The organism is Cuneatibacter sp. NSJ-177, from assembly GCF_022867805.1.
Taxonomy (GTDB): Bacteria; Bacillota; Clostridia; order Lachnospirales; family Lachnospiraceae; genus Pseudolachnospira.
On sequence record NZ_JALIFO010000001.1, the window covers coordinates 334920 to 359710 of the forward strand.

At 53.1% G+C, this 24791-nt stretch carries 28 protein-coding genes and 1 pseudogene; 25 read left to right on the forward strand and 4 right to left on the reverse strand.

Annotated elements, in window-relative coordinates:
• Positions 1-85 precede the first annotated feature (85 nt).
• From argC to MUB23_RS01445, 10 genes are all read left to right on the forward strand, one after another.
• Positions 86-1126, forward strand: coding sequence for an N-acetyl-gamma-glutamyl-phosphate reductase (gene argC / locus MUB23_RS01400; RefSeq protein ID WP_244798403.1), 1041 nt, complete (start codon positions 86-88; stop codon positions 1124-1126).
• A 63-nt stretch (positions 1127-1189) separates the two neighbouring features.
• Positions 1190-2410, forward strand: a complete 1221-nt coding sequence (argJ, locus tag MUB23_RS01405; protein WP_244798404.1) for a bifunctional glutamate N-acetyltransferase/amino-acid acetyltransferase ArgJ — start codon at positions 1190-1192, stop codon at positions 2408-2410.
• 10 nt (positions 2411-2420) lie between these two features.
• Positions 2421-3296 carry an acetylglutamate kinase gene (gene argB / locus MUB23_RS01410; protein WP_244798405.1) on the forward strand — a complete coding sequence of 292 codons (876 nt, stop codon included), beginning with the start codon at positions 2421-2423 and terminating at the stop codon, positions 3294-3296.
• Positions 3297-4487, forward strand: coding sequence for an aspartate aminotransferase family protein (locus MUB23_RS01415; protein WP_244798406.1), 1191 nt, complete (start codon positions 3297-3299; stop codon positions 4485-4487).
• Positions 4488-4605: 118 nt separating this feature from the next.
• A complete protein-coding gene (locus MUB23_RS01420) occupies positions 4606-5121 on the forward strand; it encodes a cysteine hydrolase family protein (RefSeq protein WP_244798407.1) in 516 nt (171 codons plus the stop codon).
• 61 nt (positions 5122-5182) lie between these two features.
• A complete protein-coding gene (gene pheA, locus MUB23_RS01425) occupies positions 5183-6310 on the forward strand; it encodes a prephenate dehydratase (protein ID WP_244798408.1) in 1128 nt (375 codons plus the stop codon).
• A complete protein-coding gene (locus MUB23_RS01430; protein ID WP_330641756.1) occupies positions 6286-7608 on the forward strand; it encodes an ATP-binding protein in 1323 nt (440 codons plus the stop codon). The genes pheA and MUB23_RS01430 overlap by 25 nt, the downstream gene beginning before the upstream one ends.
• The gene (locus MUB23_RS01435; RefSeq protein WP_244798409.1) at positions 7605-8126 is read left to right on the forward strand and encodes a nitroreductase family protein; all 522 of its coding nucleotides are present in this window, start codon (positions 7605-7607) and stop codon (positions 8124-8126) included. Before MUB23_RS01430 ends, MUB23_RS01435 begins: the two co-directional genes overlap by 4 nt.
• Positions 8127-8264: 138 nt before the next feature.
• A complete protein-coding gene (locus tag MUB23_RS01440) occupies positions 8265-8450 on the forward strand; it encodes a hypothetical protein (protein ID WP_244798410.1) in 186 nt (61 codons plus the stop codon).
• Positions 8404-9768, forward strand: coding sequence for a recombinase family protein (locus MUB23_RS01445; RefSeq protein WP_244798411.1), 1365 nt, complete (start codon positions 8404-8406; stop codon positions 9766-9768). The genes MUB23_RS01440 and MUB23_RS01445 overlap by 47 nt, the downstream gene beginning before the upstream one ends.
• A 16-nt stretch (positions 9769-9784) precedes the next feature.
• On the opposite strand, the gene MUB23_RS01450 is transcribed toward MUB23_RS01445, so the two are convergent.
• The gene (locus tag MUB23_RS01450) at positions 9785-11527 is read right to left on the reverse strand and encodes an Rqc2 family fibronectin-binding protein (RefSeq protein WP_244798412.1); all 1743 of its coding nucleotides are present in this window, start codon (positions 11525-11527) and stop codon (positions 9785-9787) included.
• Positions 11528-11675: 148 nt separating this feature from the next.
• On the opposite strand from MUB23_RS01450, the gene MUB23_RS01455 reads away from it, so the two are divergent.
• The 11 genes from MUB23_RS01455 (at position 11676) to MUB23_RS01505 (ending at position 18206) form a co-directional block, all read left to right on the forward strand.
• On the forward strand, positions 11676-12560 hold the full coding sequence (locus tag MUB23_RS01455; protein ID WP_244798413.1) for a YicC/YloC family endoribonuclease: 885 nt from the start codon (positions 11676-11678) through the stop codon (positions 12558-12560).
• Positions 12553-12798, forward strand: a complete 246-nt coding sequence (locus MUB23_RS01460) for a DUF370 domain-containing protein (RefSeq protein WP_244798414.1) — start codon at positions 12553-12555, stop codon at positions 12796-12798. Before MUB23_RS01455 ends, MUB23_RS01460 begins: the two co-directional genes overlap by 8 nt.
• Positions 12795-13445 (forward strand): guanylate kinase, encoded by a 651-nt coding sequence (gene gmk, locus MUB23_RS01465; RefSeq protein ID WP_244798415.1) that lies wholly within the window; start codon positions 12795-12797, stop codon positions 13443-13445. The genes MUB23_RS01460 and gmk overlap by 4 nt, the downstream gene beginning before the upstream one ends.
• A gap of 2 nt (positions 13446-13447) precedes the next feature.
• Positions 13448-13759, forward strand: a complete 312-nt coding sequence (gene rpoZ / locus MUB23_RS01470; protein WP_244798416.1) for a DNA-directed RNA polymerase subunit omega — start codon at positions 13448-13450, stop codon at positions 13757-13759.
• A complete protein-coding gene (gene rimO / locus MUB23_RS01475; RefSeq protein WP_244798417.1) occupies positions 13756-15096 on the forward strand; it encodes a 30S ribosomal protein S12 methylthiotransferase RimO in 1341 nt (446 codons plus the stop codon). The genes rpoZ and rimO overlap by 4 nt, the downstream gene beginning before the upstream one ends.
• A complete protein-coding gene (gene pgsA / locus MUB23_RS01480) occupies positions 15080-15631 on the forward strand; it encodes a CDP-diacylglycerol--glycerol-3-phosphate 3-phosphatidyltransferase (protein ID WP_244798418.1) in 552 nt (183 codons plus the stop codon). The genes rimO and pgsA overlap by 17 nt, the downstream gene beginning before the upstream one ends.
• Complete coding sequence (locus tag MUB23_RS01485; RefSeq protein WP_244798419.1) at positions 15621-16112, forward strand: CinA family protein; 492 nt, start codon at positions 15621-15623, stop codon at positions 16110-16112. Before pgsA ends, MUB23_RS01485 begins: the two co-directional genes overlap by 11 nt.
• Positions 16113-16454, forward strand: coding sequence for a hypothetical protein (locus MUB23_RS01490; RefSeq protein WP_244798420.1), 342 nt, complete (start codon positions 16113-16115; stop codon positions 16452-16454).
• Entirely contained in the window at positions 16447-17505 is a 1059-nt protein-coding gene (locus tag MUB23_RS01495) for a DUF2953 domain-containing protein (RefSeq protein ID WP_244798421.1), read from the forward strand. Before MUB23_RS01490 ends, MUB23_RS01495 begins: the two co-directional genes overlap by 8 nt.
• The gene (locus tag MUB23_RS01500) at positions 17495-17899 is read left to right on the forward strand and encodes a GerW family sporulation protein (protein WP_244798422.1); all 405 of its coding nucleotides are present in this window, start codon (positions 17495-17497) and stop codon (positions 17897-17899) included. Before MUB23_RS01495 ends, MUB23_RS01500 begins: the two co-directional genes overlap by 11 nt.
• Before the next feature lie 169 nt (positions 17900-18068).
• Entirely contained in the window at positions 18069-18206 is a 138-nt protein-coding gene (locus tag MUB23_RS01505) for a hypothetical protein (RefSeq protein ID WP_244798423.1), read from the forward strand.
• Positions 18207-18302: 96 nt separating this feature from the next.
• Here the strand turns inward: MUB23_RS01505 and MUB23_RS01510 are convergent, their stop codons facing one another.
• The 3 genes from MUB23_RS01510 to rpmB form a co-directional block, all read right to left on the reverse strand.
• On the reverse strand, positions 18303-18974 hold the full coding sequence (locus MUB23_RS01510) for a hypothetical protein (RefSeq protein ID WP_244798424.1): 672 nt from the start codon (positions 18972-18974) through the stop codon (positions 18303-18305).
• Between the two features lie 81 nt (positions 18975-19055).
• The gene (locus MUB23_RS01515) at positions 19056-19634 is read right to left on the reverse strand and encodes a TetR/AcrR family transcriptional regulator (protein WP_244798425.1); all 579 of its coding nucleotides are present in this window, start codon (positions 19632-19634) and stop codon (positions 19056-19058) included.
• A 140-nt stretch (positions 19635-19774) separates the two neighbouring features.
• A complete protein-coding gene (rpmB, locus tag MUB23_RS01520; protein WP_191553607.1) occupies positions 19775-19960 on the reverse strand; it encodes a 50S ribosomal protein L28 in 186 nt (61 codons plus the stop codon).
• Positions 19961-20206: 246 nt separating this feature from the next.
• Between rpmB and MUB23_RS01525 the strand changes: the two genes are divergently transcribed.
• The 4 genes and pseudogenes from MUB23_RS01525 to MUB23_RS19950 form a co-directional block, all read left to right on the forward strand.
• Complete coding sequence (locus MUB23_RS01525; protein ID WP_244798426.1) at positions 20207-20563, forward strand: Asp23/Gls24 family envelope stress response protein; 357 nt, start codon at positions 20207-20209, stop codon at positions 20561-20563.
• 22 nt (positions 20564-20585) lie between these two features.
• A complete protein-coding gene (locus tag MUB23_RS01530; RefSeq protein WP_244798427.1) occupies positions 20586-22256 on the forward strand; it encodes a DAK2 domain-containing protein in 1671 nt (556 codons plus the stop codon).
• Between the two features lie 133 nt (positions 22257-22389).
• Positions 22390-24447, forward strand: a complete 2058-nt coding sequence (recG, locus tag MUB23_RS01535; protein ID WP_244798428.1) for an ATP-dependent DNA helicase RecG — start codon at positions 22390-22392, stop codon at positions 24445-24447.
• 106 nt (positions 24448-24553) lie between these two features.
• A pseudogene (locus tag MUB23_RS19950) lies at positions 24554-24790 on the forward strand (cysteine-rich small domain-containing protein); the annotation flags it as partial.
• Position 24791 lies beyond the last annotated feature (1 nt).

Sequence of the window (24791 nt, forward strand, 5' to 3'; positions counted from 1 at the left end):
ATAAAAAAACTTGCATAAAAATTTAAAAAGATGTATAATGACCGCATATTTATTATGGATATGCAAAAGGAAGGTAGGATATGAGATGATAAAAGCAGGAATTATCGGTTCGACGGGTTATGCGGGAGCCGAGCTGGTGCGTCTGCTGACGCAGCATCCGGAGACGGAAGTCTGCTGGTGCGGTTCCCGGAGTTATATTGGAGAACGGTTTTCTTCTATTTATAGAAACATGTTCCGAATCGTAGACGAGAAATGTCTGGACGATAACATGGAGGAGCTGGCCGCAGAGGCCGATGTGATTTTCACGGCGACCCCTCAGGGGTTTTGCGCCTCGATGATGAACGATAAGATTCTGTCTCAGACCAAGATCATCGACCTCAGCGCAGATTTTCGTCTGAAGGACGTGGCGGTTTATGAAAAATGGTATAAATTGGAGCACAAGAGCCCCCAGTATCTGCCGGAAGCTGTTTACGGGCTCTGTGAGATTAATCGGGAACAGATCAAAAACACCCGTCTCCTGGCGAATCCTGGGTGCTACACCACTTGTTCCATTTTGACCTTGTATCCTCTGGTCAAAGAGGGGCTGGCGGACCCGAACACGATCATCATCGACGCGAAGTCCGGCACGTCCGGAGCCGGGCGCGGAGCTAAAGTTGCGAATCTATACTGTGAAGTCAATGAGAATATCAAGGCCTATGGGGTGACTATCCATCGCCACACGCCGGAGATTGAGGAGCAGTTAAGCTATGCCTGCGGAAAACCGGTGCTTCTGAACTTTACGCCCCATCTGGTTCCGATGAACCGGGGAATTCTGGTGACTGCTTACGCCAATCTGACCGGGGATGTGACCAATGAGGACATTCAGGCCGCCTATGAGAAATATTATGGGCAGGAATATTTTATCCGTCTGCTGGGCCCCGGAGCCTGCGCCGAGACCCGTTGGGTGGAAGGCAGCAATTTTGTCGATATCGGCTTCCAGCTGGACGGCCGTACCAAGCGCATCGTCGCCATGGGAGCCCTGGACAATGTGGTGAAGGGAGCCGCCGGCCAGGCGGTCCAGAACATGAACCTGATGTTCGGCCTGCCGGAGAACCTGGGGCTGACTCAGCTTCCGATGTTCCCGTAAAGCTGTCTTGCGGAAAGAGCAAAGAACGGAAAATGCTTCATAAATAAAAGGAGAAGAAGTGGGATGAATCAAATCGACGGCGGAGTGACCGCCCCAAAGGGATTTTATGCCGCCGGCGTGCCGGCCGGTATCAAGAAGGAAAAAAAGGATATGGCTGTCATATACAGCGAGATCCCCTGTGAAGCAGCAGGAGTGTTTACCAGAAATTTGGTGAAAGCAGCCCCGGTGAAATGGGATAAAAAAGTGGTGGACAGCAAGAAGAAATGCCAGGCAGTGATTGTCAACAGCGGCATTGCCAACGCCTGTACCGGAGAAGAGGGCATGAAGCGCTGCGCCGAGACCGCGGAAGAAACGGCGAAGGTGTTTGACATCGCGGCGGAAGGCGTGCTGGTAGCCTCTACCGGCGTGATCGGCCCGCAGCTTCCGATGGACAAGCTGCTGCCGGGGATCGGAATTCTTAAAGGAAAATTGGCGGACAGCCGCGAGGCTGCTCATCTGGCCGCAGAGGCCATCATGACCACCGATACGGTTCCGAAAGAAGTGGCGGTGCAGACGGTAATCGGGGGGAAAACAGTGACCGTTGCGGGTATGTGCAAGGGATCCGGCATGATTCATCCTGACATGTGTACCATGCTCTGCTTCCTGACCACCGACGCGGCGATCACGAAGGAAATGCTGCAAAAGGCGCTGAGCACGGATGTGGAAGATACCTTTAATATGATTTCCGTGGATGGGGATACTTCCACCAACGATACGGTTTTGGTGCTGGCAAACGGCGCTTCCGGCTGCCCGGAGATTGCGGCGGAAGGGGAGGAATATCAGGCATTTTATGAGGCGTTCCATTTTGTGATGGAAGAACTCTGCAAAAAGATAGCAGGCGACGGGGAAGGCGCGACCGCCCTTTTCGAAGTCAAGGTGATCCACGCCGGGACGAAAGAGCAGGCAAAGATTCTCAGCAAGTCGGTGGCCACCTCGAATCTGACCAAAGCGGCCATCTACGGCCACGACGCCAACTGGGGCCGGATTCTCTGCGCAATGGGGTATTCCGGAGCGACGTTTGACCCGGAAACCGTGGACTTGTATTTTGAGAGCGCTGCCGGAAAGCTGCAGATCGTAGCAAACGGAACCGCCACGGATTACAGCGAGGAGACTGCGACAAAGATTCTGTCGGAGCCTGCGGTGACGGCAATCGCTGATTTGAAGGCGGGGGAGGCCTGCGCGACGGCCTGGGGCTGCGATTTGACCCACGAATATGTGACGATCAATGCGGATTACCGCAGTTAAGGAGGAAAGCATGGATCAATCCATTATGCACAAGGCGGAGGTGCTGGTCGAAGCGCTTCCGTATATCCAGAAATTTAACCGCAAAATCGTTGTGGTTAAGTACGGCGGCAGCGCTATGCTGGACGACCATTTAAAAGAGGATGTGATCAAGGACGTCGTTCTCCTGAAACTGGTCGGATTTAAGCCGGTTATCGTCCACGGCGGCGGCAAGGATATCAGCAAGTGGGTGAAGCGCTCCGGCATGGAGCCCCGTTTTGTCAACGGCCTGCGGGTCACCGACGATGCGACCATGGAGATTGCGGAGATGGTGTTGAACCGCGTCAATAAGGGCCTGGTCCAGAAAGTCGAGTCCCTCGGCGTCCACGCAGTGGGCATCAGCGGCAAGGACGGAGGACTTTTGAAAGTGAAAAAGCGCTATTCCGGCGGCGAGGACATCGGGTTTGTCGGAGAAATCACTGAGGTAAATCCGAAGATTCTCATGGATCTTTTGGAGAAGGATTTCCTTCCAATCATCTGCCCCATCGGATACGATGATCATTATGATTCTTACAATATCAACGCCGATGATGCCGCCTGCGCCGTGGCCTCGGCCCTGCATGCAAACAAACTGGCGTTTTTGACCGACACCGAGGGCGTGTACCGGGATTTTTCCGATAAGACCTCTTTTATACACTCCATGCAGGTCCACGAGGCGGAGGAATTTATCGCCAGCGGCGGGGCCAGCGGAGGTATGATCCCGAAGCTCCAGAACTGTATCGCGGCATTGCGCGACGGCGTGGCCAGAGTCCATATTTTGGACGGACGGCTGCCCCACAGCCTGCTGCTGGAATTTTTTACGAATCAAGGAATCGGCACTGTGATTATCAATGATGAGGAGACGAAATAGATGAATAAACAAGAAATTATGGAGCAAGGGGAAAAATATTTGCTCCACACCTACAATCGCTATCCGCTGGTGCTGGATCACGGAGACGGTGTATATTTATACGACAATGAAGGCAACAAATATCTGGATTTCTGCGCGGGAATTGCGGTGTTTGCCCTTGGCTACAATAATAAAGAATACAATGACGCCGTCAAGAGCCAGGTGGACCGGCTGATCCACAGCTCCAATTATTTTTACAATGAACCCACCGTGGAGGCAGCGAGGAAACTGTCAGAGGCATCCGGTATGCCGAAGGTGTTCTTTGCCAACAGCGGAACGGAAGCAGTGGAAGGCGCGCTGAAAACGGCTTTGCGCTATGCCTATGACCGGGACGGGTATAACGGCCATGAGATCATCGCCATGAATCATTCGTTCCATGGCCGCAGCCTGGGCGCCCTGTCCGTGACCGGAAACGCCCATTATCAGGATCCGTTTAAACCTTTGATCTCCGGGATCCGTTTTGCGGATTTCAATGACCTGGAAAGCGTGAAGGCCCAGGTCAGCGAGAAGACCTGCGCCATTATTGTGGAGCCGGTCCAGGGCGAAGGCGGCATTTACCCTGCCACGGAGGAGTTCTTAAAGGGACTGCGCGCGCTCTGCGATGAGAAGGATATTATTCTGATTTTTGATGAAATCCAGTGCGGCATGGGCCGGACCGGTACCATGTTCGCCTGCCAGCACTACGGCGTTCTGCCGGATGTGATGACTGTGGCCAAAGCCCTTGGCTGTGGGGTGCCGGTCGGCGCGTTCCTCTGCAATGAGAAGGCTTCCGCCCTGAAACCGGGGGATCACGGAACCACTTACGGAGGGAATCCCCTGGTAGGAGCCGCTGCCAGCAAGGTCCTGGACCTCTACCAGTCCATGAATATTCTGGAAAATGTCCGGAAGGTCGGAGCTTACCTGGGCCAGAAATTGACAGAGCTGGCTGAAAAGTATGAGAAGATCACGGCCCACCGCGGAGTCGGCCTGATTCATGGCCTGGAGTTTTCCGTTCCGGTAGGGGAGATCATTGTGGAATCCCAGAAACGCGGTTTGATTTTGATCAATGCGGGAAGCAATATCCTGCGTTTTGTACCGCCGCTGATCATTACGGAACAGGATGTGGACCATATGATCGATATTTTGGATCCGGTTTTGCGGGATATGCTGTAAGAGGATTAGGGGGACCGAACCCGGAGCGAAAAGCCCGTGCGGTCCCCTTTGCGCACGCTGAAATACAAGGAAAATACCGGAAAACAAAGAAAGGCCGAATAGGGGAAAGGATGCAGCCATGAAAAAATTATTGGTCGTTGTAGATATGCAGGTGGATTTTGTGAATGGAGCGCTGGGAACGCCGGAAGCCTGCGGAATCGTTGGCAAGGTCAAAGAAAAAATCGAAGCGGCAAAAAGGGAGGGAGCGGAGGTGATCTTTACTCTGGACACCCATGGAGAGGACTATATGGAGACGCAGGAGGGGAAAAACCTTCCGGTTCCCCACTGCATCCGCGGCACCGAAGGATGGCGGCTGGTTCCGGAACTCCGGCCGCTGGCGGAAGGCTGTGTGAAACTGGAAAAGCCGGCATTCGGCAGCATTTCCCTGGCGCATCTGGCCGGAAAAGGGCAGTACGAGGAGATTGAGCTGGTCGGACTCTGCACGGATATCTGCGTGATTTCCAATGCGCTGTTATTAAAAGCCGCGCTGCCGGAGGTTCCGATTCGGGTGGATGCCTCCTGCTGCGCTGGGGTCACGCCGGAAAGCCATGAAAATGCCCTGAAGGCCATGAAAATGTGCCAGATTCTGGTATAGACACGGCTTTTTCCCTGTGATATACTAAACAAACCAATGTTTGTGACAGGAGAGGAATGCCGTGGATTTACTGAAAATTCGAGATGAAATTGATGAGATCGATCAAAAGATTGCGCAGCTATTTGAGCGGCGGATGAAATTGTGCCAGGATGTGGCGGAATTTAAAATAGAAACCGGGAAGGCGGTCTTTGATCCGGTTAGGGAGCAGCAAAAAATCGAGCGGATCGGAACACTTTTGCAGGGAGAATTTGACAGCCAAGGGATGCAGGAGGTTCTCTCCCATATGATGGCGATCAGCAGGAAACGCCAATATCAGCTCCTTGTGGAGAACGGGAAAGAGGAACCTACCGGGTTTTCTATGGTGCGGGAACTGTCGGTGGAAGGAAAGAGCGTCGCCTACGCCGGAGTGGAAGGGGCTTATGGCTATGAAGCCACGATGCAGTTTTTCGGGCCGGAAGCAGAGAAATTTTCCTGCCCGAACCATGCGCTGGTCATGAAGGCCGTGGAGGAAGGGAAGGCGGACTACGGCGTGCTTCCCATTGAGAATTCTTCGGCCGGAGCGGTGACGGATGTCTTTGATCTTCTGATGAACTATGACATCTGCGTGGTGGCGGAGATGAGCCTTTCGATCTCCCACTGCCTGCTGGGGCTTCCGGAAGCAGAGCTATCGGATATCCGGCAGGTTCATTCTCATCCCCAGGCGCTGCAGCAGTGCAGCCAGTATCTGGGGAAGCACCCGGAATGGCAGCAGGTGCCGGAAGGCAATACGGCGGCCAGCGCCAAGATGGTTGCGGAGAAGGGGGAGAAAGGTGCGGCGGCCGTGGCCAGCGAGACGGCGGCAGAATTGTACGGCCTGAAAGTGTTGGCGCCGTCCATCAACCACAATAAAACCAACACAACCCGCTTTGTGATTGTGACCAAACAGAAGATTTATCTGGAAACCGCGGATAAGCTTTGCCTGTGCCTGGAATGCCGTCATGAGACTGGCACGCTGTACCGGCTTTTGTCTCATTTTGCCTACAACGGCCTAAACCTGACGCAGATTGAATCCCGTCCGATTCCGGGACGGAGCTGGGAGTACCGTTTCTTTGTGGATGTGGAAGGAAACCTGAAGGATTCCGGCGTGCAGAATGCAGTGAAAGGATTAAAGGAGGAGACGGTGTCATGCCGGATTTTAGGAAATTGTTAGGGGAATCAAGAATTGCCAAGGAAATGATTTTATATCGGGATTTTGAGCATCAGGATATTTTTGACGGGATGCGGGAGCTGATGGACGGCGGCAGCACGGACAATCTTTATCCAACGCTGAACGGCCTGGTGGAGATGGCCAACACCCATGGGTTTGAGGGAAATGTCTGGCACAATTTCCTCGCCTACATTCTGGCCAACCATGAGAACGCGTTCAGCACCACCTGCGAGATCCGGGGAAAAGTGGAAGGGAGCATCAATACGCTGGCGCTCCATGATTTCCGGATTTTCCAGGCATTGTTTGCCTATGATTTAGCGGAATTGGACCGGGAGCTCGGCACGCAGGAGTTCGGGGTGCTGAAAAATTACCGCAGCGCCACCGGTATCAGCAAGGTATTTAACGCCAGGATCCGGGACCGGATCGAAGAGCTCAGCATTCATCTGGCGAACACGAAGAGCCCGGATGAGTTCCTGGACTGTGTGACCCAGTTCTACAAAGAATTTGGCGTCGGCAAGTATGGTCTTCACAAAGCGTTTAAAGTAGAGCATGTGGAGGGCGGTCAGGCACATATCCTGCCGATCACCAAGACGGAACATGTGCGCCTTTCTGATCTGGTAGGCTACGAATTACAGAAGAAAAGGCTGATCGAGAACACCGAAGCTTTTGTTGCGGGCAAAAAGGCCAACAATTGCCTGCTGTTCGGCGACGCCGGAACGGGGAAATCTTCCAGCATCAAAGCGATTCTGAACGAGTATTATGATCAAGGGCTGAGAATGATTGAAATCTACAAACATCAGTTCCAGGATCTGACTTCGGTGATCGCTCAGATTAAAAATCGGAATTACAAGTTTATCATCTATATGGACGATCTGTCCTTTGAAGATTTTGAGGTTGAATATAAGTATTTGAAGGCGGTGATCGAAGGCGGCTTGGAGCGGCGGCCGGAAAATGTCCTGATCTATGCCACCTCCAACCGGCGCCACCTGATCCGGGAACGCTTTACCGACAAGCGGGAGGCGGATGATGAGCTGCACAGTTCGGATACGGTGCAAGAGAAGCTTTCCCTGGCTTACCGGTTCGGCGTGACGATCTATTACGGGATGCCGGATAAGAAACAGTTCCAGCACATCGTAAAGACCCTGGCGGCCCGGAGCGACCTTTCGCTCAGCGAGGAGGAGCTGTTCCATGAGGCAAATATCTGGGAGCTGCAGCACGGCGGGATGTCAGGCCGGACCGCAACCCAGTTTATCACCTATCTGTTGGGCAAAGAAAAAAGTAAGGAGGCGAAGCTGTCATGAAAAAAGACGTTTTGGAGGCATTGAAAGCGAGACGGAGCATCCGGAAGTATAAGCCGGAGCAGGTCTCCGAAGAACTGCTGAACGCGGTGCTGGAGGCGGGAACCTACGCGCCCACGGCCATGGGACGCCAGGACCCGGTGATGGTGGTGGTCCAGGATCCTGCGTTAAGACAGAAGATCTCCGAGATGAACCGGAAGGTGGCGGGAAGCAATTCAGATCCGTATTACGGCGCGCCGACGATTATTTTGGTTTTGGCCGACGGGACGCACCCGAACTTTATTCAGGATTGCAGCTGTGTGCTGGCTAACTTGATGAATGCTGCCTATGCCGCTGGGCTGGGGTCCTGCTGGATCAACCGGGAATTGGAGATGTTCGACAGCCCGGAGGGCAAAGCACTCCTCGCCGAGTGGGGCCTGCCGGAGAACTTCCGAGGCGTCGGAGCCTGTGCGCTGGGCTATCCGGATCAGGAGCTGCCTGAGCCGAAGACGAGAAAAGACGGATATGTGATCAGAAAGTAAAGGGACAGAGCTGCTGCAAAAGAAAAACTCTTGCAGCAGCTCCATTTTTCTTTTGCAGGAGTATCATATCAAAGGGTAACCCGCCGTATATCTTCCCCCGAATTTGTCCATACTCCAGGTACGAACAGGAGGCGGATTATGATTGTAACGTCCAGAACGCGGGAGGGTGAACCTCTTCCCGAAGAGCGGATGCGTCAAGTGTCTCTGACGGAGAACCCCCAGATCGACCGGCTGCTTCAGCGGGTGATGATGCGGGTAAATCAGGAGGCGGAGCAGGATGGAGCAGCGAAAGAAAGCCGCGATCTATATCCGGGTATCTACTGACGCCCAGCGGGAGGAAGGCTATTCCATCGACGCGCAGAAAGAAGCGCTGACAGCCTACTGTATTTCCAAGCAGATTTCTAATTATGAATATTATATCGACGGCGGGTTCACCGGCAGCAATCTAAACCGTCCGGAAATGCAGCGCATGATTGAGGATGCGGAAAGCGGACGGCTCAGCCATGTGGTGGTCTATAAGTTAGACCGCCTGTCCCGAAGTCAAAAAGATACGCTCTATCTGATCGAGGATGTGCTGAATCCCCACCAAGTGGCGTTTGTCTCATTAAATGAAAGCATGGATACCGGGACGCCGATGGGGCGGCTGATGCTGGGGATTCTGTCGGCCTTTGCCCAGTTGGAGCGGGAGAACATCCGGGAGAGGACCCGCATGGGGATGCGGGAGAGAGTGCGGGCCGGTTACTGGATGGGCGGAGGCAAAATTCCTTTCGGGTACGACTACGACGAAGCCCAGGGAATTCTGGTCCCGAACGCCGACGCAGACCGGGTGCGGGAGATGTACCGGCTGTATCTGGAAGGGTATTCACCGCAGAATATTGCGGATATGATGGGGCTTAAATATGACCGGCTGGTGATTCAGATCTTAAAGCGTAAGACCAACATCGGAGTTATCGTGTACCAAGGGGAAGAATATCCGGGGCGGCATGAACCGCTGATCAGCCGGGAAGTCTACGAGGAGACCATGCTTGCCATGGAGGAGCGGTCGGGAAAAAATCTTCACAGCGAAGTGAATTTGCTGACCGGGCTGGTCTACTGCGGGCGCTGCGGGGCAAAGATGCGCTACCAGAAATGGGGAAAGAAAGGCCATAAGCTGGTCTGCTATTCCCGTCAGGGGAGCAAACCGTATCTGATCCGGGATCCGGACTGCACGCAGGAATATGTCTGGGCCGACGAGGTGGAAGACGCTGTGGCCGAGGATCTGTTTCGATTCAGCGCAGAAAAAACGCTGGATCCCGGCTCGGAGGCGGAAAGAGGCGTACTGGAACTGCTGGAACAGCAGCTCCTGCGGGCGGAGAAAAAATTAAAACGCCTGTATTCCCTGTACAGTGAAGGGGAAGACGAGGCGCTTCGGGAAACCGTGGCCGAGCAGAAAAAGGAGACGGCGGCGATCCGGGAAAAACTGGAGCTGGAGAAAAACCGGAAGGCTCTGTCGAAACGACGAAAAAAGACCTTAGACCGGATCTCCAGCCTGAAAGAAGTCTGGCATGTGATGACTCCGATGGAAAAAAGAGCCGTCGTGGACCAGGTAATTGAGCGGGTTGTGGTGACGGGGCAGACCCTGCAAATCGAATATAAACTGTAGGGCCTGCCCTTTCGGGCTATTCCACCGGCGTCAGCCCTTTTAACGTGGGGACCGCCATCAGGGAATAGTTGGTGTGGTAGATCACAAAGCCGGGCTTTCCGGCCGCAGGCTTTTTCACCTGTTTCTTCTGGATATAGTCCACCTCCACTTTATCCGCGTCCCTTGCGCTGGAATAATACGCGGCCAGCTGGCCGGCTTCCTCATAGACCCGGTCCGGCAGCTCTTTTCCCTCGGTCTTTACGATCACATGGGAGCCGGGAATTCCTTTGGCGTGAAACCACCAGTCTCCGCCGTTTGCAAACTGGAAGGTCAGCTCCTCATTCTGGAAATTATTCTTTCCTACATAGATGTGGAACCCGTCGGAGGAAAGATAGTGAAAAGGACGGCTGGTGATCTTCACTTTTTTCTTGTCCCCGGCATGTTTTTTGATGTAGCCGGAATCCTGGAGTTCCCGCTTGATCTCCACCAGATCCTCCTCCTGGAGGGCGATGGCAAGAGCCGTGCGGATGGATTCCAAGTGGTCGATCTCCGCCTTGGTCTCGGCTAACAGGTCGATCAGCGCTTCGTAGGTCCTCTTTAGCTTGTTGTAGCGTTCGAAATATTTCTGGGCGTTCTCCTGGGCAGAGAGGGTGGGATCCAGCGGGATGGCGAGTTCTTTGTTATCGTCGTAATAGTTAGGCGCGGTCAGGGACTTTTCTCCGCCGGAGAGCTCATAGCCGTAGGTCTGGATCAGTTCCCCGTAAACCCGGTATTTCTCTCTCTTTTCCGTATCTTTTTGCTGCTTTTGCTGTAAATCATATTTTTTGTAATTCCGCTCCAGGGCTGTCTGGACGATCCGGCGGAGCTCCGAGGATTTCTGGCGGATCCGGGTGACCGTGCTCTTTTCCGCATAGTAGGTTTCCAGTACCTGGCTCATGGACGGAAAGTCTTTTTCTTGGGCATCCGGATACAGTTTCAGCGAGAGCGCGGCAAATTCCAGGGGCTCGTCCCCGCGGTAGAGGATGTTGGGGGTGAAGCGTTCCTCTTTCACATCCTCAATCAGGTGGCAGAACGTTTTGTAGAGATGAAGCCTCTCCAGCTCCCCGTAAGCCTGCATGGGCTGTCCGGAGTCCAAACCGGCGCGGAAACAGATCTCCTCGGCGATCAGCGGGCTGATGCCGGTGAGACCCGTATAGAGCGCTTTGCCCGCCGGCTGGGGAAGGGCGCAGATTTTTTCGTAGAACTCTGCCTCGGTGATGGAGAGGGGATCCAGCTTGTGCTGGGTTTCCGGGATAAAATAAGGCCGCCCCGGCAAAACCTCCCGTACGGAGCTGATGTTCAGGGAAATATGCTTGATGCTGTCCAGGATCTTATCCCCGCTGTCGGTGAAAATGATGTTGCTGTGCTTTCCCATCAGCTCGATGATCAGATATTTCCGGCAGACGTCCCCCAGCTCGTCCAGATGCTCCACTTCGATCTTTAAGATTCGTTCCAGGCCGGGCTGGGTGACGGAGAGGATTTTTCCGCCGCCGATGTGCTTTCTCAGCAGCATGCAGAAGCCGGGGGCCGTGGCGGGGTTCGGTTTGTTTTTATCGGTGAAGTAGATCAGCGGCAGGCTGGCGCTCGCCGAGAGCAAGAGCCGGAGCTGTTCCTTTTGATTTTTGATTGTCAGCATCAGTTCGTCGGCTTCCGGCTGGGCGATTTTCGTGATCCGTCCGCCAATCAGCTTTCCGCGCATCTCCGATGCCATGCCTGCGATTGTAATACCATCCAGTGCCATATTCTACCCTCTTTCGGTTGGAAATGTTTGACTTCATTGTTCATATGGATTATAATTGACTATGTATGCAAAGTCAAATGATTCCGTAGTCTGATTGGGTTTGGGCAAAGGACGCAGGCTTTGCGATCTCAGGAAAGGATTCGGAATCATGGTAAAGAGCATGACCGGCTTCGGGAGAGCAGAACTCTCCGATGAGAAGCACAAGATGCTGGTGGAGATGAAGGCAGTCAACCACCGGTACCTGGATATGAACATCAAACTGCCGAAGAAATTCTACGCGCTGGAATCCCGTGTGCGCACCCTGTTAAAGGATTACGCCGGCCGCGGAAAGCTGGATGTTTTTATTTCCTATGAGGATTTCACCGAAGAGCAGGTGAACCTGAAATACAACCATCATCTGGCCAAGGAATACATGGAATATTTCCGGCAGATGAGCGAAGAATTTTTAATTGAAAATAATGTGAAGGTGTCCGATTTAGCCCGGTTTCCGGAAATTCTGACGATGGAACAGGCCGAGGAGGATGAGGAGCAGCTCTGGAAGCTGCTGGAAGAAGCGCTTCGGACGGCCGGAACCCAATTTGTGGAGCAGCGTCTCCGGGAAGGGGAGGCCCTGCGGCAGGATCTCTTAGGAAAGCTGAGCGGGATGGAGGAGCTGGTCTCTTTTGTAGAACAGCGCTCGCCGGAGATCACCGAAGAGTACCGGATTCGGCTGGAGACGAAAATCAGAGAACTGTTGGAGAATACGGCGATTGATGAAAATAGGCTGATGACGGAGGCTGCCGTCTTTGCCGACAAGACCTGTGTCGACGAGGAGACCGTAAGGCTGAGGAGCCATATCGTCAGCATGCGGAAGGCGCTGGAAGATAAGACTGGGGAAAGCGTGGGGCGGAAGCTGGATTTCCTGGCCCAGGAGATGAACCGGGAAGCCAACACGATCCTCTCCAAATGCAACAATCAGGAGGTTTCCGCAGTGGCGATTGAGTTGAAGACGGAGATCGAAAAGATTCGGGAGCAGGTGCAGAATATTGAATAAGCTGATCAATATCGGTTATGGCAATGTGATGAATGTGGACAAAATCGTCTCGGTGGTCAGCCCGGATTCCGCTCCGATCAAACGGCTGGTGCAGGCGGCCAAGGATGCGGGCACTGCGGTGGACGCCACCCAGGGGCGGAAAACCAAGGGGGTTATCGTGACGGACAGCGGGCTTCTCGTGCTGTCGGCCCTGCTGCCGGAGACCATTGCCAGCCGCTGCGAAGGGAAAGACAAATGAAGGAACAAGGAACATTGGTGATCATTTCCGGGTTTTCCGGCGTCGGGAAAGGAACGGTCATCAAAGAACTGATGAGACGCTATGACGAATACTTTTTTTCCGTATCCGCCACGACGAGGAGTCCGCGGGAAGGCGAGGTTCACGGCCGGGAATATCTGTTTCTCAACGAAGAAGAATTTCAGCGCCTGATCGATGAGTGCCGTCTTTTGGAATACGCCGGCTATACCGGAAGCCATTATGGGACACCGGCGGACCCGGTAAAAAAACAACGGGAAGAAGGACGCCACGTCCTGCTTGATATTGAAATCCAGGGTGCGTTTCAGGTTAAGAAAAAATGCCCGGAGGCCTTGATGATTTTTCTGGTGCCGCCTTCGGCCGAAGTATTGTACCGCCGTCTGGTAAGCCGGGGCACCGAAACCATGGAGAAAATCAGAAAAAGGATGGCAAGATCCGCGGAGGAAGCCGCCTATATCGAACAATACGATTGCATCTTAGTCAATGAAAACCTGGACGCCTGCGTGGAACAGCTCCATCAGGTCATCCATCATCCGGAACTGGCTGGCGGCTATAAGGAAAAAAACCTTGAGGTTGCACAGGCCCTGCAGAAGGATATTCAAAAGCTGTTAGAAAAAAAGGAGAATGATTGATTATGTTACATCCGTCTTATTTGGAGCTTATGGAGGCCGTCAATAAAGATGTCCCGGAAGGGGAAGATCCCATCGTACAGAGCCGTTATTCGATTGTGCTGGGAACCGCGAAGCGGGCGAGACAGCTGGTGGCGGCGGACCGCACCATGGTGAACGGGGAGCAGAAGAAGGCCCTTTCCATCGCTGTGGAAGAGTTACGGACCGGGGCGATTCAGATTACCGCCGAGGGCGACGAGTTTTCCGATGACTGGGATGAAGATCTGGAAGGAGAGGATCTGGAGCTGGAAGAATTTGCTCCGGAAACGGAAGAATGAAAATTCTGTTTGTCTCCCTTGGCTGTGACAAGAACCTGGTGGACACGGAAGTCATGCTGGGGCTGCTGGCAAAAAAGGGCTATGAGCTGACCGGCGACGAGCAGGAGGCGGAAGTGATCGTCGTCAATTCTTGCTGCTTCATCGGCGACGCCAAGGAGGAAAGTATCGAGACGATCCTGGAAATGGCAAAGCAGAAGGAAACCGGAGTCTGCCGCGCTCTGATCGTCACCGGCTGTCTGGCCGAGCGGTACCGGGACGAGGTTCTCTCTGAGATGCCGGAGGTGGATGCGGTCGTCGGCACGACCGCTTATGATCATATTGTAGAGGTGGTCGAGTCGGTGCTGGAACAAAAGGCGCCGAGTCAGACCTTTGCGGATCCTGACGCCCTGCCGGAGCGGACGGCCTCCCGGATTGTGACGACCGGCGGGCACTACGCCTTTTTAAAGATTGCGGAAGGGTGCGACAAACACTGCACCTACTGCATTATCCCAAAGGTGCGCGGCCGTTACCGCAGCGTTCCGATGGAACAGCTGGTAAAAGAAGCGGAAGAGTTCTGCGCAGGGGGCGTCCGGGAACTGATTTTGGTTGCCCAGGAGACCACCCTTTATGGCGTGGACCTGTATGGGAAAAAAATGCTGCCGGAGCTGCTGCGCCGGTTGGCGAAGATCCCGGCTCTGGCCTGGATCCGGATCCAATACTGCTATCCGGAGGAAATCACCGACGAGTTGATCGAGGTGATCCGGGACGAGGAAAAAGTCTGTTCTTACCTGGACATTCCGATCCAGCATGCCAGCGATTCGATTTTAAAACGGATGGGACGGCGGACCACGCGGGAGCATCTTGTGGAGATGATTGAAAAGCTGCGGAGAGAAATCCCGGATATTGCGCTCCGAACCACGCTGATCAGCGGATTTCCCGGCGAGACCGAGGAGGACCATCAGTGTCTTTTGGAGTTCGTAGATCAGATGGAGTTTGACCGGCTCGGCGTATTTGCTTACTCTCAGGAGGAAGACACCCCGGCGGCCGGGATGCCGGACCAGATTCCCGATGAGGTGAAAAAGGCGAGACGGGATGAGCTGATGGAGCTGCAGCAGGATATTTCCATGGAACGGTCTTCCGATCTGGTCGGGAGAGAACTTCTGGTGATGATCGAAGGAAAAGTGGCTGATGAGGACGCCTATGTGGGGAGAACCTACCGGGACGCCCCTGGGGTGGACGGCTATATTTTTATCCGCACAGGGCAGGAGCTTTTGACCGGTGATTTTGCCATGGCAAGGGTGACCTCTGCTTTGGAATATGATTTAATGGGGGAACTGTGTGATGAATCTGCCGAATAAACTGACGACGCTGCGCGTCATTCTGATTCCGTTTATGGTGGTGTTCCTGCTGGTGGACATCGGAAGGGTGGGAGATTATATCGCACTGTTCCTTTTCTGTTTTGCAAGCTTTACCGATTTTCTCGACGGATATCTGGCGAGAAAGAATCATCTGATCACAAATTTCGGCAAATTTATGGACCCTCTTGCCGACAAACTTCTGGTGGGCGCGGCGGCCATCTGCATGGTGGAGCGGGGGCTGCTTCCGGCCTGGATGGTGGTAATCCTGATTTCCCGTGAGTTCGTCATCAGCGGTTTCCGCCTGATCGCCTCGGATAACGGCGTGGTCATCGCGGCCAGCATCTGGGGAAAGTTTAAGACGGTCTGCCAAATGTTTATGACCATCGCCTTGATCCTCCATTTTGACAATCCGGTGTGGTATGTGATTGAGCAGATTCTCGTATGGGGATCGCTGATTTTGACGATACTTTCTCTGGTGGATTATATTTATAAAAACCGGCATGTGCTAAAGGATGGTCAATTAGATGAAATGTAGAGAAGAATGTCTGGTGGAGCTTTTAAAGGATCAGAAACTCCACATCACAACAGCGGAATCCTGCACCGGCGGCCTGATTGCGGCAACCATTGTCAACGTCTCCGGCGCTTCCGCGGTTTTGGACCAAGGGCTGATCACTTATTCCAATGAGGCGAAGGAACGGCTGCTCGGCGTGCGCGGCGCTACGTTAAGCGTTCACGGCGCGGTCAGCCGGGAGACAGCGGAGGAGATGGCCCGCGGAGCGGCTGCTTCGGCCGGAGCCGAGGTGGGGCTTTCTTCCACCGGGATTGCAGGTCCGGACGGAGGGACGAAAGAGAAACCGGTGGGCCTCGTGTATCTGGGCTGTTTTATCCAGGGCCAGGTGACTGTGAAAAAATGCCTGTTTTCCGGAAATCGGGAGTCCATCCGGCGTCAGGCAGTGGAGACGGCGTTGGATCTTGCGTTGGAGTGTTTGAAAAAGGAGAAAGAAAAGAGCGAATAAATGATAAGTTGGATGGATCAGCTATATGTTGGGGAAGGCGCGCAGAAGAATCAAAAACGGATTCAGGAAGGCATTGAGCAGGGGAAGCTGCTGTGGAATGTCTATGTTCTGATGCTGCCCACAAACCCCATAAACCAGCTGGACATCCTTGCTTCCCATTATTTAATGCAGCCGTACTATCGAAATCAGGAATTGACGGTAATCGGGCTGGCAAAGGGATATGACGAAGCCTTGACGGTTTTGATGCGGATCACGGACGATGCGTATCAGGCGACCGGGACGGCGGATATAAGATCCTATTTGGCAGCCAGATTGAGAAAAAAGGAGGGTGAAGATGCTTAGTTTGCTGTTGACCCTCTTAAAAATCGTCGGTATCCTGATTCTTATTCTTCTGGGACTGCTTTTGCTGACGGCGCTTGCCCTGATCTTTGCCCCATTCCGATATGAGCTGGAGGCAAAGTGCACCAGCCTCAAAGATTTAGAGGTGAAGGGCCGGTTTTCCTGGCTGCTACGCTTTATCAGCGTCAGAGGACTCTACCGGAATGGGGAGATGTCGGTCTGGCTGAAAATTTTAGGGATTCCGGTGTTCCGGCTGCCGGAGACGGAAGAATCGCGCAGGAAGAACGAACAAAAGCAAAAGAAGCGGGCGGAGAAGGAGCGGCGTACCAGAGAAAAAGAGCGGAAAAAAGAAAAGAAAGCTCTGGAAATCGGAGAGCCCCCCGGTGAAAAGAAAACGATCGGGGAGCGCATCCCGGATGGCCCGGTGATTCGGGGGAGCGGGGAGCAGGAGACGCAGATCCCCGGCGGACGGACGCAGGACGGGGATCTGTCTGGTGAGACGGATACACAGGCAAAGGAAACCGATTCTTCGGGGCAGGCCGCACAGCCCGACAGGGAAACCGAATTCCGGAAAGAGGACAAGCCTCAGACAGAGAAAGCAGAAAAAAAGAAGCGGAAACAAAAGCGTTTTGGCCGGAAAAAGAAAAAGGAGCCAAAGGACGCCGGGGCAGACGGTTCCGGCTGGAGGGACAAGCTGGAAGATGGGCTTGACTTCATTCAGGATCCGGATAACCGGAAGATGTTTGCATTTTTAAAGGAGCAGGTATTTGCGGTGATTCACCACATTCTTCCGGGCCGGTTTGAGATCGAGGCCCGGATCGGTTTGGAGGATCCGGCCGCAACCGGAACGGTTCTGGCTCTGGTCTATATGCTGTATCCCTTTTACGGCGACCATATTCGCGTGGTCGGAGAGTTTGAGGAAGTGGTTCTGGAAGGAAGGCTTTATTTGCGGGGAAGAATAAGAATTCTGACTTTGCTTATAATAGGATTTAAAATCTATCGAAATAAGACGGTACGAGGATTGTTGAATAGGAGGAAGAAAGATGGCAGATAACAACTTCAGCACGGTGGTGGAATCCCTGCTTAAAGGCTTGGATGGTTTTGCAACGGCAAAAACGGTGGTCGGCGACGCCGTACAGATCAAGGATACGATCATTCTTCCGTTGGTGGATATCTCCTTCGGAGTCGGCGCCGGAGCGGCTCTGAATGAAGAGCGGAAAAAGAACAGTGGCGGTGGCGGCATGGCGGCCAAGATGTCGCCCAGCGCCGTGCTGGTGATCCAAAACGGTATGACCCGCCTGGTCAACATTAAGAACCAGGATACCGTGACCAAGATTCTCGACATGGCCCCGGACCTGATCGACCGTTTTAAGAAGAATGACGGCTCGGTGGTCCTGGATCCGGAGATGGAACAAGCGGTGGAAGATGTCGTGAAGGAAGAAAAATAATAGTAATAAAATAGATCGTTTTTTCACGAAGACCGGTAGAGTACCCACGCCCGGCACAGTGTGTGATGCGGAGGGAACGTGTTGTTTTCCGACTTTTTGGTATACAGACCTCCTTTCAGCCATAGGATATAAGGAAAAAGATTAGAAGACGGGCCGGAAGGGGAGTGGCATGAAGCGGGTCATCGGTTTGATTTTGTTCTGTACGGGGGTTGGTATGGCATTGATGCTGCTGCTGCCGGAGCGCTTTTCGGTGCTCTGCATCATTGCAACCTTGATCCTGGTCGGATATAATTTGTTCTGCAATTAATTCTGTAGATCAGATGCGCCGGATATGCTTTTTGATAAGAAGCATTTCCGGCGCGTTTTTCGTTTTCTGGATTTCAATCCTACATCTACTTGCGGGTTAGTCGGCTTCCTTTTTCCCGCGCATGTCGCAAAATCCAATGGCAACGGTCCAGACGTAGGCGCAGGTTTTCGGTATCATCAGCATTCCGATCGCCGGAATCGTGTCGGCGAACAATACCACCGGAATATAGAACGCGAAGCTGAGAACAATGGTCAGCCACATAAAACGGAAGGCTCTGTCTCCATGCTTTTTTGCCTCCTGATAAAAAAGGACGATGATCAGCAGGCCCAGAAGGGCAAAAGGGATATTGCGGTAAATGCCCCAACTCAGCGGAGCGTCCGCACTGGTCCAGCCGTTTTGCGGAAACAGGCACAGAAGGACCCGCAGGATCGCCAGGACGAATACGGAAACCGTCAGGGCAGTACGGCCTTTGATTTGATAGCGGAGACGCCAGACATAATAAAGCAGGATGTAGAAAACCGTCATGGTGATGGAAGTGATAAACTTTCCGATTCCCAAGGCGGCCGTGTAGTTTTCCAGACCTGTGGTGCACAGGGCGACGGCCCGCGGCACCAGATGAAAGGCGTCTCCGGCGCCGAGGGTGACGGCCATGATGCCGAATAAGAGGTACTGCCTGCGGCCATGGCTCCTTGTGATCATCAGAACGCCCAGCGTAATGACGGTGACGAGATAGACGGCATCGAATAGTGTTTCTGCAATTGCCTGCATGGATGAAAACCTCTCTTTCTTATAATGTGAACGTTGTTCATTTTGAGGGATAAAATTTTCCCACTCGGCTTGGTGGGAAAATCAAGGAACCGGATGGGCATCCTGATAGATACACCGGCTTACCATTTCCAGCAAAGGTTTGCACTGATCCTGGTTCTGGAGGATCATGGAGGTAAAAAGGGTAAAGACAAACTCGACCAAAATATCCGGCGAAAAATCTTTGCCAAATGCGTCCGGGCGCACTTTGGGATCCGCCTCCAGAACGTCACGAAGGCATTTTTTTATGTGCCCAAAGTATTTTTCCATCCGCTGACGTCCGGCTTCTTTTTCGCCGGCCGCAAAACTCATGGAGTGGAAGGTGAAAAATCCGGGATACTTGTCGCAGCCTGCCCGAATCCGGTGAAACAGCCAGAGCAGACAGTCGGAAAAGGACTGAAAAGCCAGGTCTTTTCCGGACAAGTGAAAAATATCCCGCCAAACATCCTCAACGGCGGCGCCGATCAGGTCGGTTTTCGAGGGAAAATAATTGTAAATGGATCCGACGGCTACCCCGCAGGCATGGGCCACGGAACGGATATTCAGGGCGGAGATCCCCTGTTCCATGACGAGCTTGCGGCATTCGGCAAGAATCGCCTCCCTGGAAGTCACTTTCGTATTCATCCGCGTTCTCCTTTTTAATATGAACAATGTTCATTTTAGAAGATAACCAGAGATTTGTCAAGTGGAAAAAGAAAGATATAAAAAGAAAAAACAACATGGCCTAAACCATGCTGTTTTTAACAAATCAACCCTCAAAACAATTATGCTCTTTCCACTAAACCGGATTTCAGGCAGGACGTACAAACGTACATTTTCTTGTTGGCTTCGCCAACTTTCACCTTAACCGATTTTACATTCGCCTTCCACATCTTGTTTGAACGTCTATGGGAATGGCTCACCGCATTTCCGAAATGAGCACTTTTACCACAAATCGCACACTTTGCCATAACTGCACCTCCTTGCCATCCACAATAGGTCAGACGAAACCCATCAGACCCAGAACATGTAATATAATAGCAGAAGATCGAGAAAATTGCAAGCAGATTTTGAAAAAACTTGTGTTTGTAAAAATTGTGTTTGCTTTTTAAAATAAAAACGGTATAATATAATTACTCTCCGTGTGCGGAGATACTGCATGGCAGGAATCGAATTTCATGCAGGCGTAGGATCAGTAAAACTTAGGAGGGATATCTATGAAATGCAGGATTAATAATCCGATGGGCGAAATCCTCATTGATACCGATGTCATTGCCAAATATGCTGGAACCATCGCAGTAGAGTGTTTCGGTATTGTCGGTATGGCTTCTATAAATATGAAAGACGGCTTGGTCAAGCTCCTTCGCAAAGAGAGCCTTTCCAACGGAATCAATGTCACCATCGACGAGAATCGCATCTGCATTGATTTTCACGTGATTGTTTCTTATGGAGTCAGCATCTCCGCCGTATCAGACAACCTGATCGAAACCGTGAAGTATAAGGTGGAGGAATTCACCGGTGTTCCGGTGGAGCGGGTGAATATCTATGTAGAAGGAGTACGGGTGATCGACTGACCCGTTTGAGGAGGAAACTGTTGTGTCTATGAATACAATCGATGCCAAGCTGCTTCGCAGCATGTTTTTGGCAGGTGCTAAAAATCTGGAAGTCAATAAAGAATGGATCAATGACTTAAACGTTTTTCCGGTTCCGGACGGAGATACCGGGACGAATATGACCTTGACGATCTTGTCGGCGGTCAAAGAAGTACAAAGACTTTCGGATGTGACCATGGGAACTCTGGCGAAAGCCATTTCATCCGGTTCCCTGCGGGGAGCCAGAGGAAACTCCGGCGTGATCCTGTCTCAGCTTTTCCGCGGCTTTTCCAAGGAACTCGGCACGGTTGACGAGCTGGATAAAGCGGCGGTGGCCAGAGCGGCCCAGAGAGCGACGGAGACGGCCTACAAGGCGGTTATGAAGCCGAAGGAAGGAACGATTCTCACGGTTGCAAAGGGAATCGCCGAGAAAGCCATGGAGCTGGCGGATACCGACATGGAGATGGAAGCGTATCTGCGGGAACTGATCGCATATGGGGATAAGGTTCTGGCCTACACCCCGGAACTGCTCCCTGTCTTAAAGCAGGCGGGCGTCGTGGATTCCGGCGGTCAGGGACTGATGCAGGTTTTAAAAGGCGCTCTGGACGGCTATCTCGGCAAGGAGATTGAGATTCCAGCGGAAAACGAGGCTCCGGCGGCAGAGCGGCCCAGGGAGATCGCTTCCAGCGAGGATCTGGGAGAGATCACCTTTGGATATTGCACCGAATTCATCATCAACCTGGAGAAGGAGTACAGCGAGGCGGATGAACATGATCTGAAGTCCTACCTGGAGTCCATCGGCGACTCCATCGTACTGGTCTCCGATGATGAGATTGTAAAGATTCATGTGCACACGAACCATCCGGGGCTGGCCTTTGAGAAGGGGCTCACCTACGGCAGCCTGTCCCGTATGAAGGTTGACAATATGCGGGAAGAACATGAAGAAAAGCTGATCCGTGAGGCTTCCCGGATTGCCCAGGAAGAGAAGGCAAAGAAGGCCGAACAGCCGCGCAAAGCGGTGGGCTTTATTGCCGTTTCGATCGGAGACGGCCTGAATGAGATTTTCCGCGAGCTCAACGTAGACGAGATCATCGAGGGCGGCCAGACCATGAATCCCAGCACGGATGACATGCTGAAAGCCATCGACAAGGTCAATGCGGACACGATCTTTATTTTCCCGAACAATAAAAACATCATTTTGGCCGCCGAGCAGGCGTCTCATCTGGTGGAAGATAAAAAGGTGCTGGTGGTACCGTCCAAGACAATCCCCCAGGGAATCACGGCGATTATCAACTATTCCCCTTCCCGTTCCGATGAGGAGAACGCCTCCACAATGGCGGAAGAGATGGGAAACGTTAAAACCGGACAGGTCACCTATGCGGTGAGAAATACCACGCTGGACGGAAAAGAGATCCACGAGGGCGATATCATGGGAATCGGGGATCATTCCGCCCTCTTGGCTGTCGGAAGTGAGATCGACGAAGTTGCCCGCGAGATGCTCGATTCGATGGTGGACGGCGACACGGAGCTGATCAGCATTTATTACGGTGCGGATATCAGCGAAGAACGCGCGGCGCTGATGCAGGAGAAGGTGGAATCCTCCTATCCGGACTGTGATGTGGAGGTCCATTACGGCGGCCAGCCGATTTACTACTATGTAGCGTCGGTGGAGTAAGCCGCGAAAAGCGGGGAGGGAATCCGGCAGTTATGATTCACAGCTGCATTTTTGAGTCAGGCAAAAGTATCCGGGAAATCTGGCGACAGATTTCCCGGTTTTACTATAACATACTGTGTTGTGAGGTGAGATCATGCGGGAGTCGGATCCTGTCAGTAAGTGTAAGGGGATTGGTCCGAAGACGGCGGAGGCTTTCCGTCATCTGGGAATCGAGACGGTGGGGGATTTGCTGCGCCATTATCCGGCCCGGTATGACGCTTTTGCGCCGGCGACTCCGATCGGAGAAGCGGAGGAAGGAAAGATTGTCACGATCCGGGGAACTTTGATGACGCTGCCCCAGGCCAGCCGTTTCGGCCGGCTTGCCACTTTATCCGTGACCGTTGGGGACGGGAGCGGGAGGGTGAAAGCGGTCTGGTTCCACCAGCCTTATCTGAAAAATACGCTGCACAAAGGGGAACATTGGGTGCTGCGGGGACGTTTGGTCCGAAACCGGTTTGGCCTGACCCTGGAGCAGCCTCAGATTTATAAGCCGGAAGACTACGAGCAGATGCAGAATACGCTGCGCCCGGTCTACGGCACGGTCAGCGGCCTTTCCGGAAAAGTGATCGGAAAAGCGGTGGCCCAGGTACTGGATGAGGCAGATTTGGAGAAAGAGTTTCTGCCCTCCGAAGTCCGCGGCCGGTACGGGCTGGCAGAGTGGAACTATGCCATTCGTACTATTCATTTTCCGCCGGATAGGGAGGAACTTTTATTTGCCAGGGAACGCCTGGTGTTTGACGAGTTTTTCCTTTTTATCTTAGCCATCCGCCGGCTGAAAGAAAAAAAAGAGGAGAAGCCGAATCCGTTTTCTTTTGAGAAGACGTCCTGGTCGGATACCATTTTAAAGCAGCTTCCCTATGAGCTGACCGGTGCGCAGAAAAGGGTGTTTGGGGAGATCCGCGGAGATCTCAGAGGGAAAAACTTGATGAACCGGCTGATTCAGGGCGATGTGGGATCCGGAAAGACGATCCTTGCCCTGCTGGCCTTGACGGATGCGGCTGAGAACGGCTATCAGGGAGCGCTGATGGCTCCGACGGAAGTTTTGGCAAGGCAGCATATGGAGAGCTTTACCGAGATTTATGAAAACCATGGGATTCCCTGCCGTCCGGTGCTGCTGACCGGTTCCATGACCGCCTCCGAAAAGCGGAAGGCTTACGAGAAAATTGCGGCCCGCGAAGCGGATCTGATCATCGGAACCCACGCCCTGATCCAGGAAAAGGTGATCTACGATAATCTGGCCCTGGTGATTACCGATGAGCAGCACCGGTTCGGCGTACGCCAGCGGGAATCTTTCTCTCAGAAAGGGAGCACGCCCCATATCCTGGTGATGAGCGCGACGCCGATTCCAAGGACGCTGGCGATCATTCTCTACGGAGATCTGGATATCTCAGTGGTGGACGAGCTTCCGAAAAGCCGCCTTCCCATCAAAAACTGTGTTGTGGACGTCTCTTACCGGCCGAAAGCGTACCGTTTTCTGCAAAAAGAAATCGAGGAGGGACGTCAGGCCTATGTGATTTGTCCGATGGTGGAAGAGAGCGAGGGACTGGACGCGGAGAACGTGATTGATTATACGGAGAGGCTGCGGGCCGCCCTGCCGCCGTCCATCCGTGTGGAGTATCTTCATGGAAAGATGAGGCCGAAAGAAAAAAACGAGCGGATGGAACAGTTTCTGCGAAAAGAAATCCAAATTTTAGTGTCCACCACTGTGATCGAGGTGGGGGTGAACGTGCCGAACGCAACGGTGATGATGGTGGAAAATGCCGAGCGGTTTGGGCTGGCCCAGCTTCACCAGCTCCGCGGCCGCGTCGGCCGGGGAAGCCATCAGTCTTACTGTATTTTTGTGGACGGGTCCGGGGACGGGGAGAACAACGCCCGGCTGAAAATCTTAAAGGATTCCAACGATGGTTTTCGGATCGCTTCGGAGGATTTGAAGCTGCGCGGCCCCGGCGATGTGTTCGGCGTGCGCCAGAGCGGCAATCTGGAGTTCTCCTTAGGGGATATTTTTACAGACAGCCGGATTCTGCAGGCGGCCTCCGACACGGCGGAGGAGATCCTGCGGAGTGATCCGGAGTTTACCCTTCCGGAGCACCGTCCGCTGGCGGACCGTCTCGATCGGTACCGGAAGGAAAGTTTTGACCGCCTGTATTTATAAAATGCAGCGGAAAAGTCACCGATAAACCGTCATCCTGCGCGGAGGGGATGGGGAAAGCCTTGCGCCGCCGTTTCAGGGGGCACAGATGGATATAGGAGGGGTGCAGATGGAAAATTCCAGCCGCTTTTTTGCCAACCGGGAGTGCCAGTATTATCCCTGCCACAAAGGGATCGAGGAGTTGAACTGCCTGTTTTGTTACTGTCCTTTTTACCTGCGGGAGCATTGCCCCGGCAATCCTGCGTATTTTGAGAAGAACGGAAATCGAATCAAGGATTGTACGAATTGCACCTTCCCGCACCGGCCGGAAAGTTATGATATCATTGTGGAATGGATCCGAAAACAAA

Bases quoted from the DNA above. Each gene is read 5' to 3' on its own strand.
- argC (WP_244798403.1), top strand. From the start codon at position 86: ATGATAAAAGCAGGAATTATCGGTTCGACGGGTTATGCGGGAGCCGAG.
- argJ (WP_244798404.1), top strand. From the start codon at position 1,190: ATGAATCAAATCGACGGCGGAGTGACCGCCCCAAAGGGATTTTATGCC.
- argB (WP_244798405.1), top strand. From the start codon at position 2,421: ATGGATCAATCCATTATGCACAAGGCGGAGGTGCTGGTCGAAGCGCTT.
- MUB23_RS01415 (WP_244798406.1), top strand. From the start codon at position 3,297: ATGAATAAACAAGAAATTATGGAGCAAGGGGAAAAATATTTGCTCCAC.
- MUB23_RS01420 (WP_244798407.1), top strand. From the start codon at position 4,606: ATGAAAAAATTATTGGTCGTTGTAGATATGCAGGTGGATTTTGTGAAT.
- MUB23_RS01430 (WP_330641756.1), top strand. From the start codon at position 6,286: ATGCCGGATTTTAGGAAATTGTTAGGGGAATCAAGAATTGCCAAGGAA.
- MUB23_RS01435 (WP_244798409.1), top strand. From the start codon at position 7,605: ATGAAAAAAGACGTTTTGGAGGCATTGAAAGCGAGACGGAGCATCCGG.
- MUB23_RS01440 (WP_244798410.1), top strand. From the start codon at position 8,265: ATGATTGTAACGTCCAGAACGCGGGAGGGTGAACCTCTTCCCGAAGAG.
- MUB23_RS01445 (WP_244798411.1), top strand. From the start codon at position 8,404: ATGGAGCAGCGAAAGAAAGCCGCGATCTATATCCGGGTATCTACTGAC.
- MUB23_RS01450 (WP_244798412.1), bottom strand. From the start codon at position 11,527: ATGGCACTGGATGGTATTACAATCGCAGGCATGGCATCGGAGATGCGC.
- MUB23_RS01455 (WP_244798413.1), top strand. From the start codon at position 11,676: ATGGTAAAGAGCATGACCGGCTTCGGGAGAGCAGAACTCTCCGATGAG.
- gmk (WP_244798415.1), top strand. From the start codon at position 12,795: ATGAAGGAACAAGGAACATTGGTGATCATTTCCGGGTTTTCCGGCGTC.
- rpoZ (WP_244798416.1), top strand. From the start codon at position 13,448: ATGTTACATCCGTCTTATTTGGAGCTTATGGAGGCCGTCAATAAAGAT.
- rimO (WP_244798417.1), top strand. From the start codon at position 13,756: ATGAAAATTCTGTTTGTCTCCCTTGGCTGTGACAAGAACCTGGTGGAC.
- pgsA (WP_244798418.1), top strand. From the start codon at position 15,080: ATGAATCTGCCGAATAAACTGACGACGCTGCGCGTCATTCTGATTCCG.
- MUB23_RS01485 (WP_244798419.1), top strand. From the start codon at position 15,621: ATGAAATGTAGAGAAGAATGTCTGGTGGAGCTTTTAAAGGATCAGAAA.
- MUB23_RS01490 (WP_244798420.1), top strand. From the start codon at position 16,113: ATGATAAGTTGGATGGATCAGCTATATGTTGGGGAAGGCGCGCAGAAG.
- MUB23_RS01495 (WP_244798421.1), top strand. From the start codon at position 16,447: ATGCTTAGTTTGCTGTTGACCCTCTTAAAAATCGTCGGTATCCTGATT.
- MUB23_RS01500 (WP_244798422.1), top strand. From the start codon at position 17,495: ATGGCAGATAACAACTTCAGCACGGTGGTGGAATCCCTGCTTAAAGGC.
- MUB23_RS01505 (WP_244798423.1), top strand. From the start codon at position 18,069: ATGAAGCGGGTCATCGGTTTGATTTTGTTCTGTACGGGGGTTGGTATG.
- MUB23_RS01510 (WP_244798424.1), bottom strand. From the start codon at position 18,974: ATGCAGGCAATTGCAGAAACACTATTCGATGCCGTCTATCTCGTCACC.
- MUB23_RS01515 (WP_244798425.1), bottom strand. From the start codon at position 19,634: ATGAATACGAAAGTGACTTCCAGGGAGGCGATTCTTGCCGAATGCCGC.
- rpmB (WP_191553607.1), bottom strand. From the start codon at position 19,960: ATGGCAAAGTGTGCGATTTGTGGTAAAAGTGCTCATTTCGGAAATGCG.
- MUB23_RS01525 (WP_244798426.1), top strand. From the start codon at position 20,207: ATGAAATGCAGGATTAATAATCCGATGGGCGAAATCCTCATTGATACC.
- recG (WP_244798428.1), top strand. From the start codon at position 22,390: ATGCGGGAGTCGGATCCTGTCAGTAAGTGTAAGGGGATTGGTCCGAAG.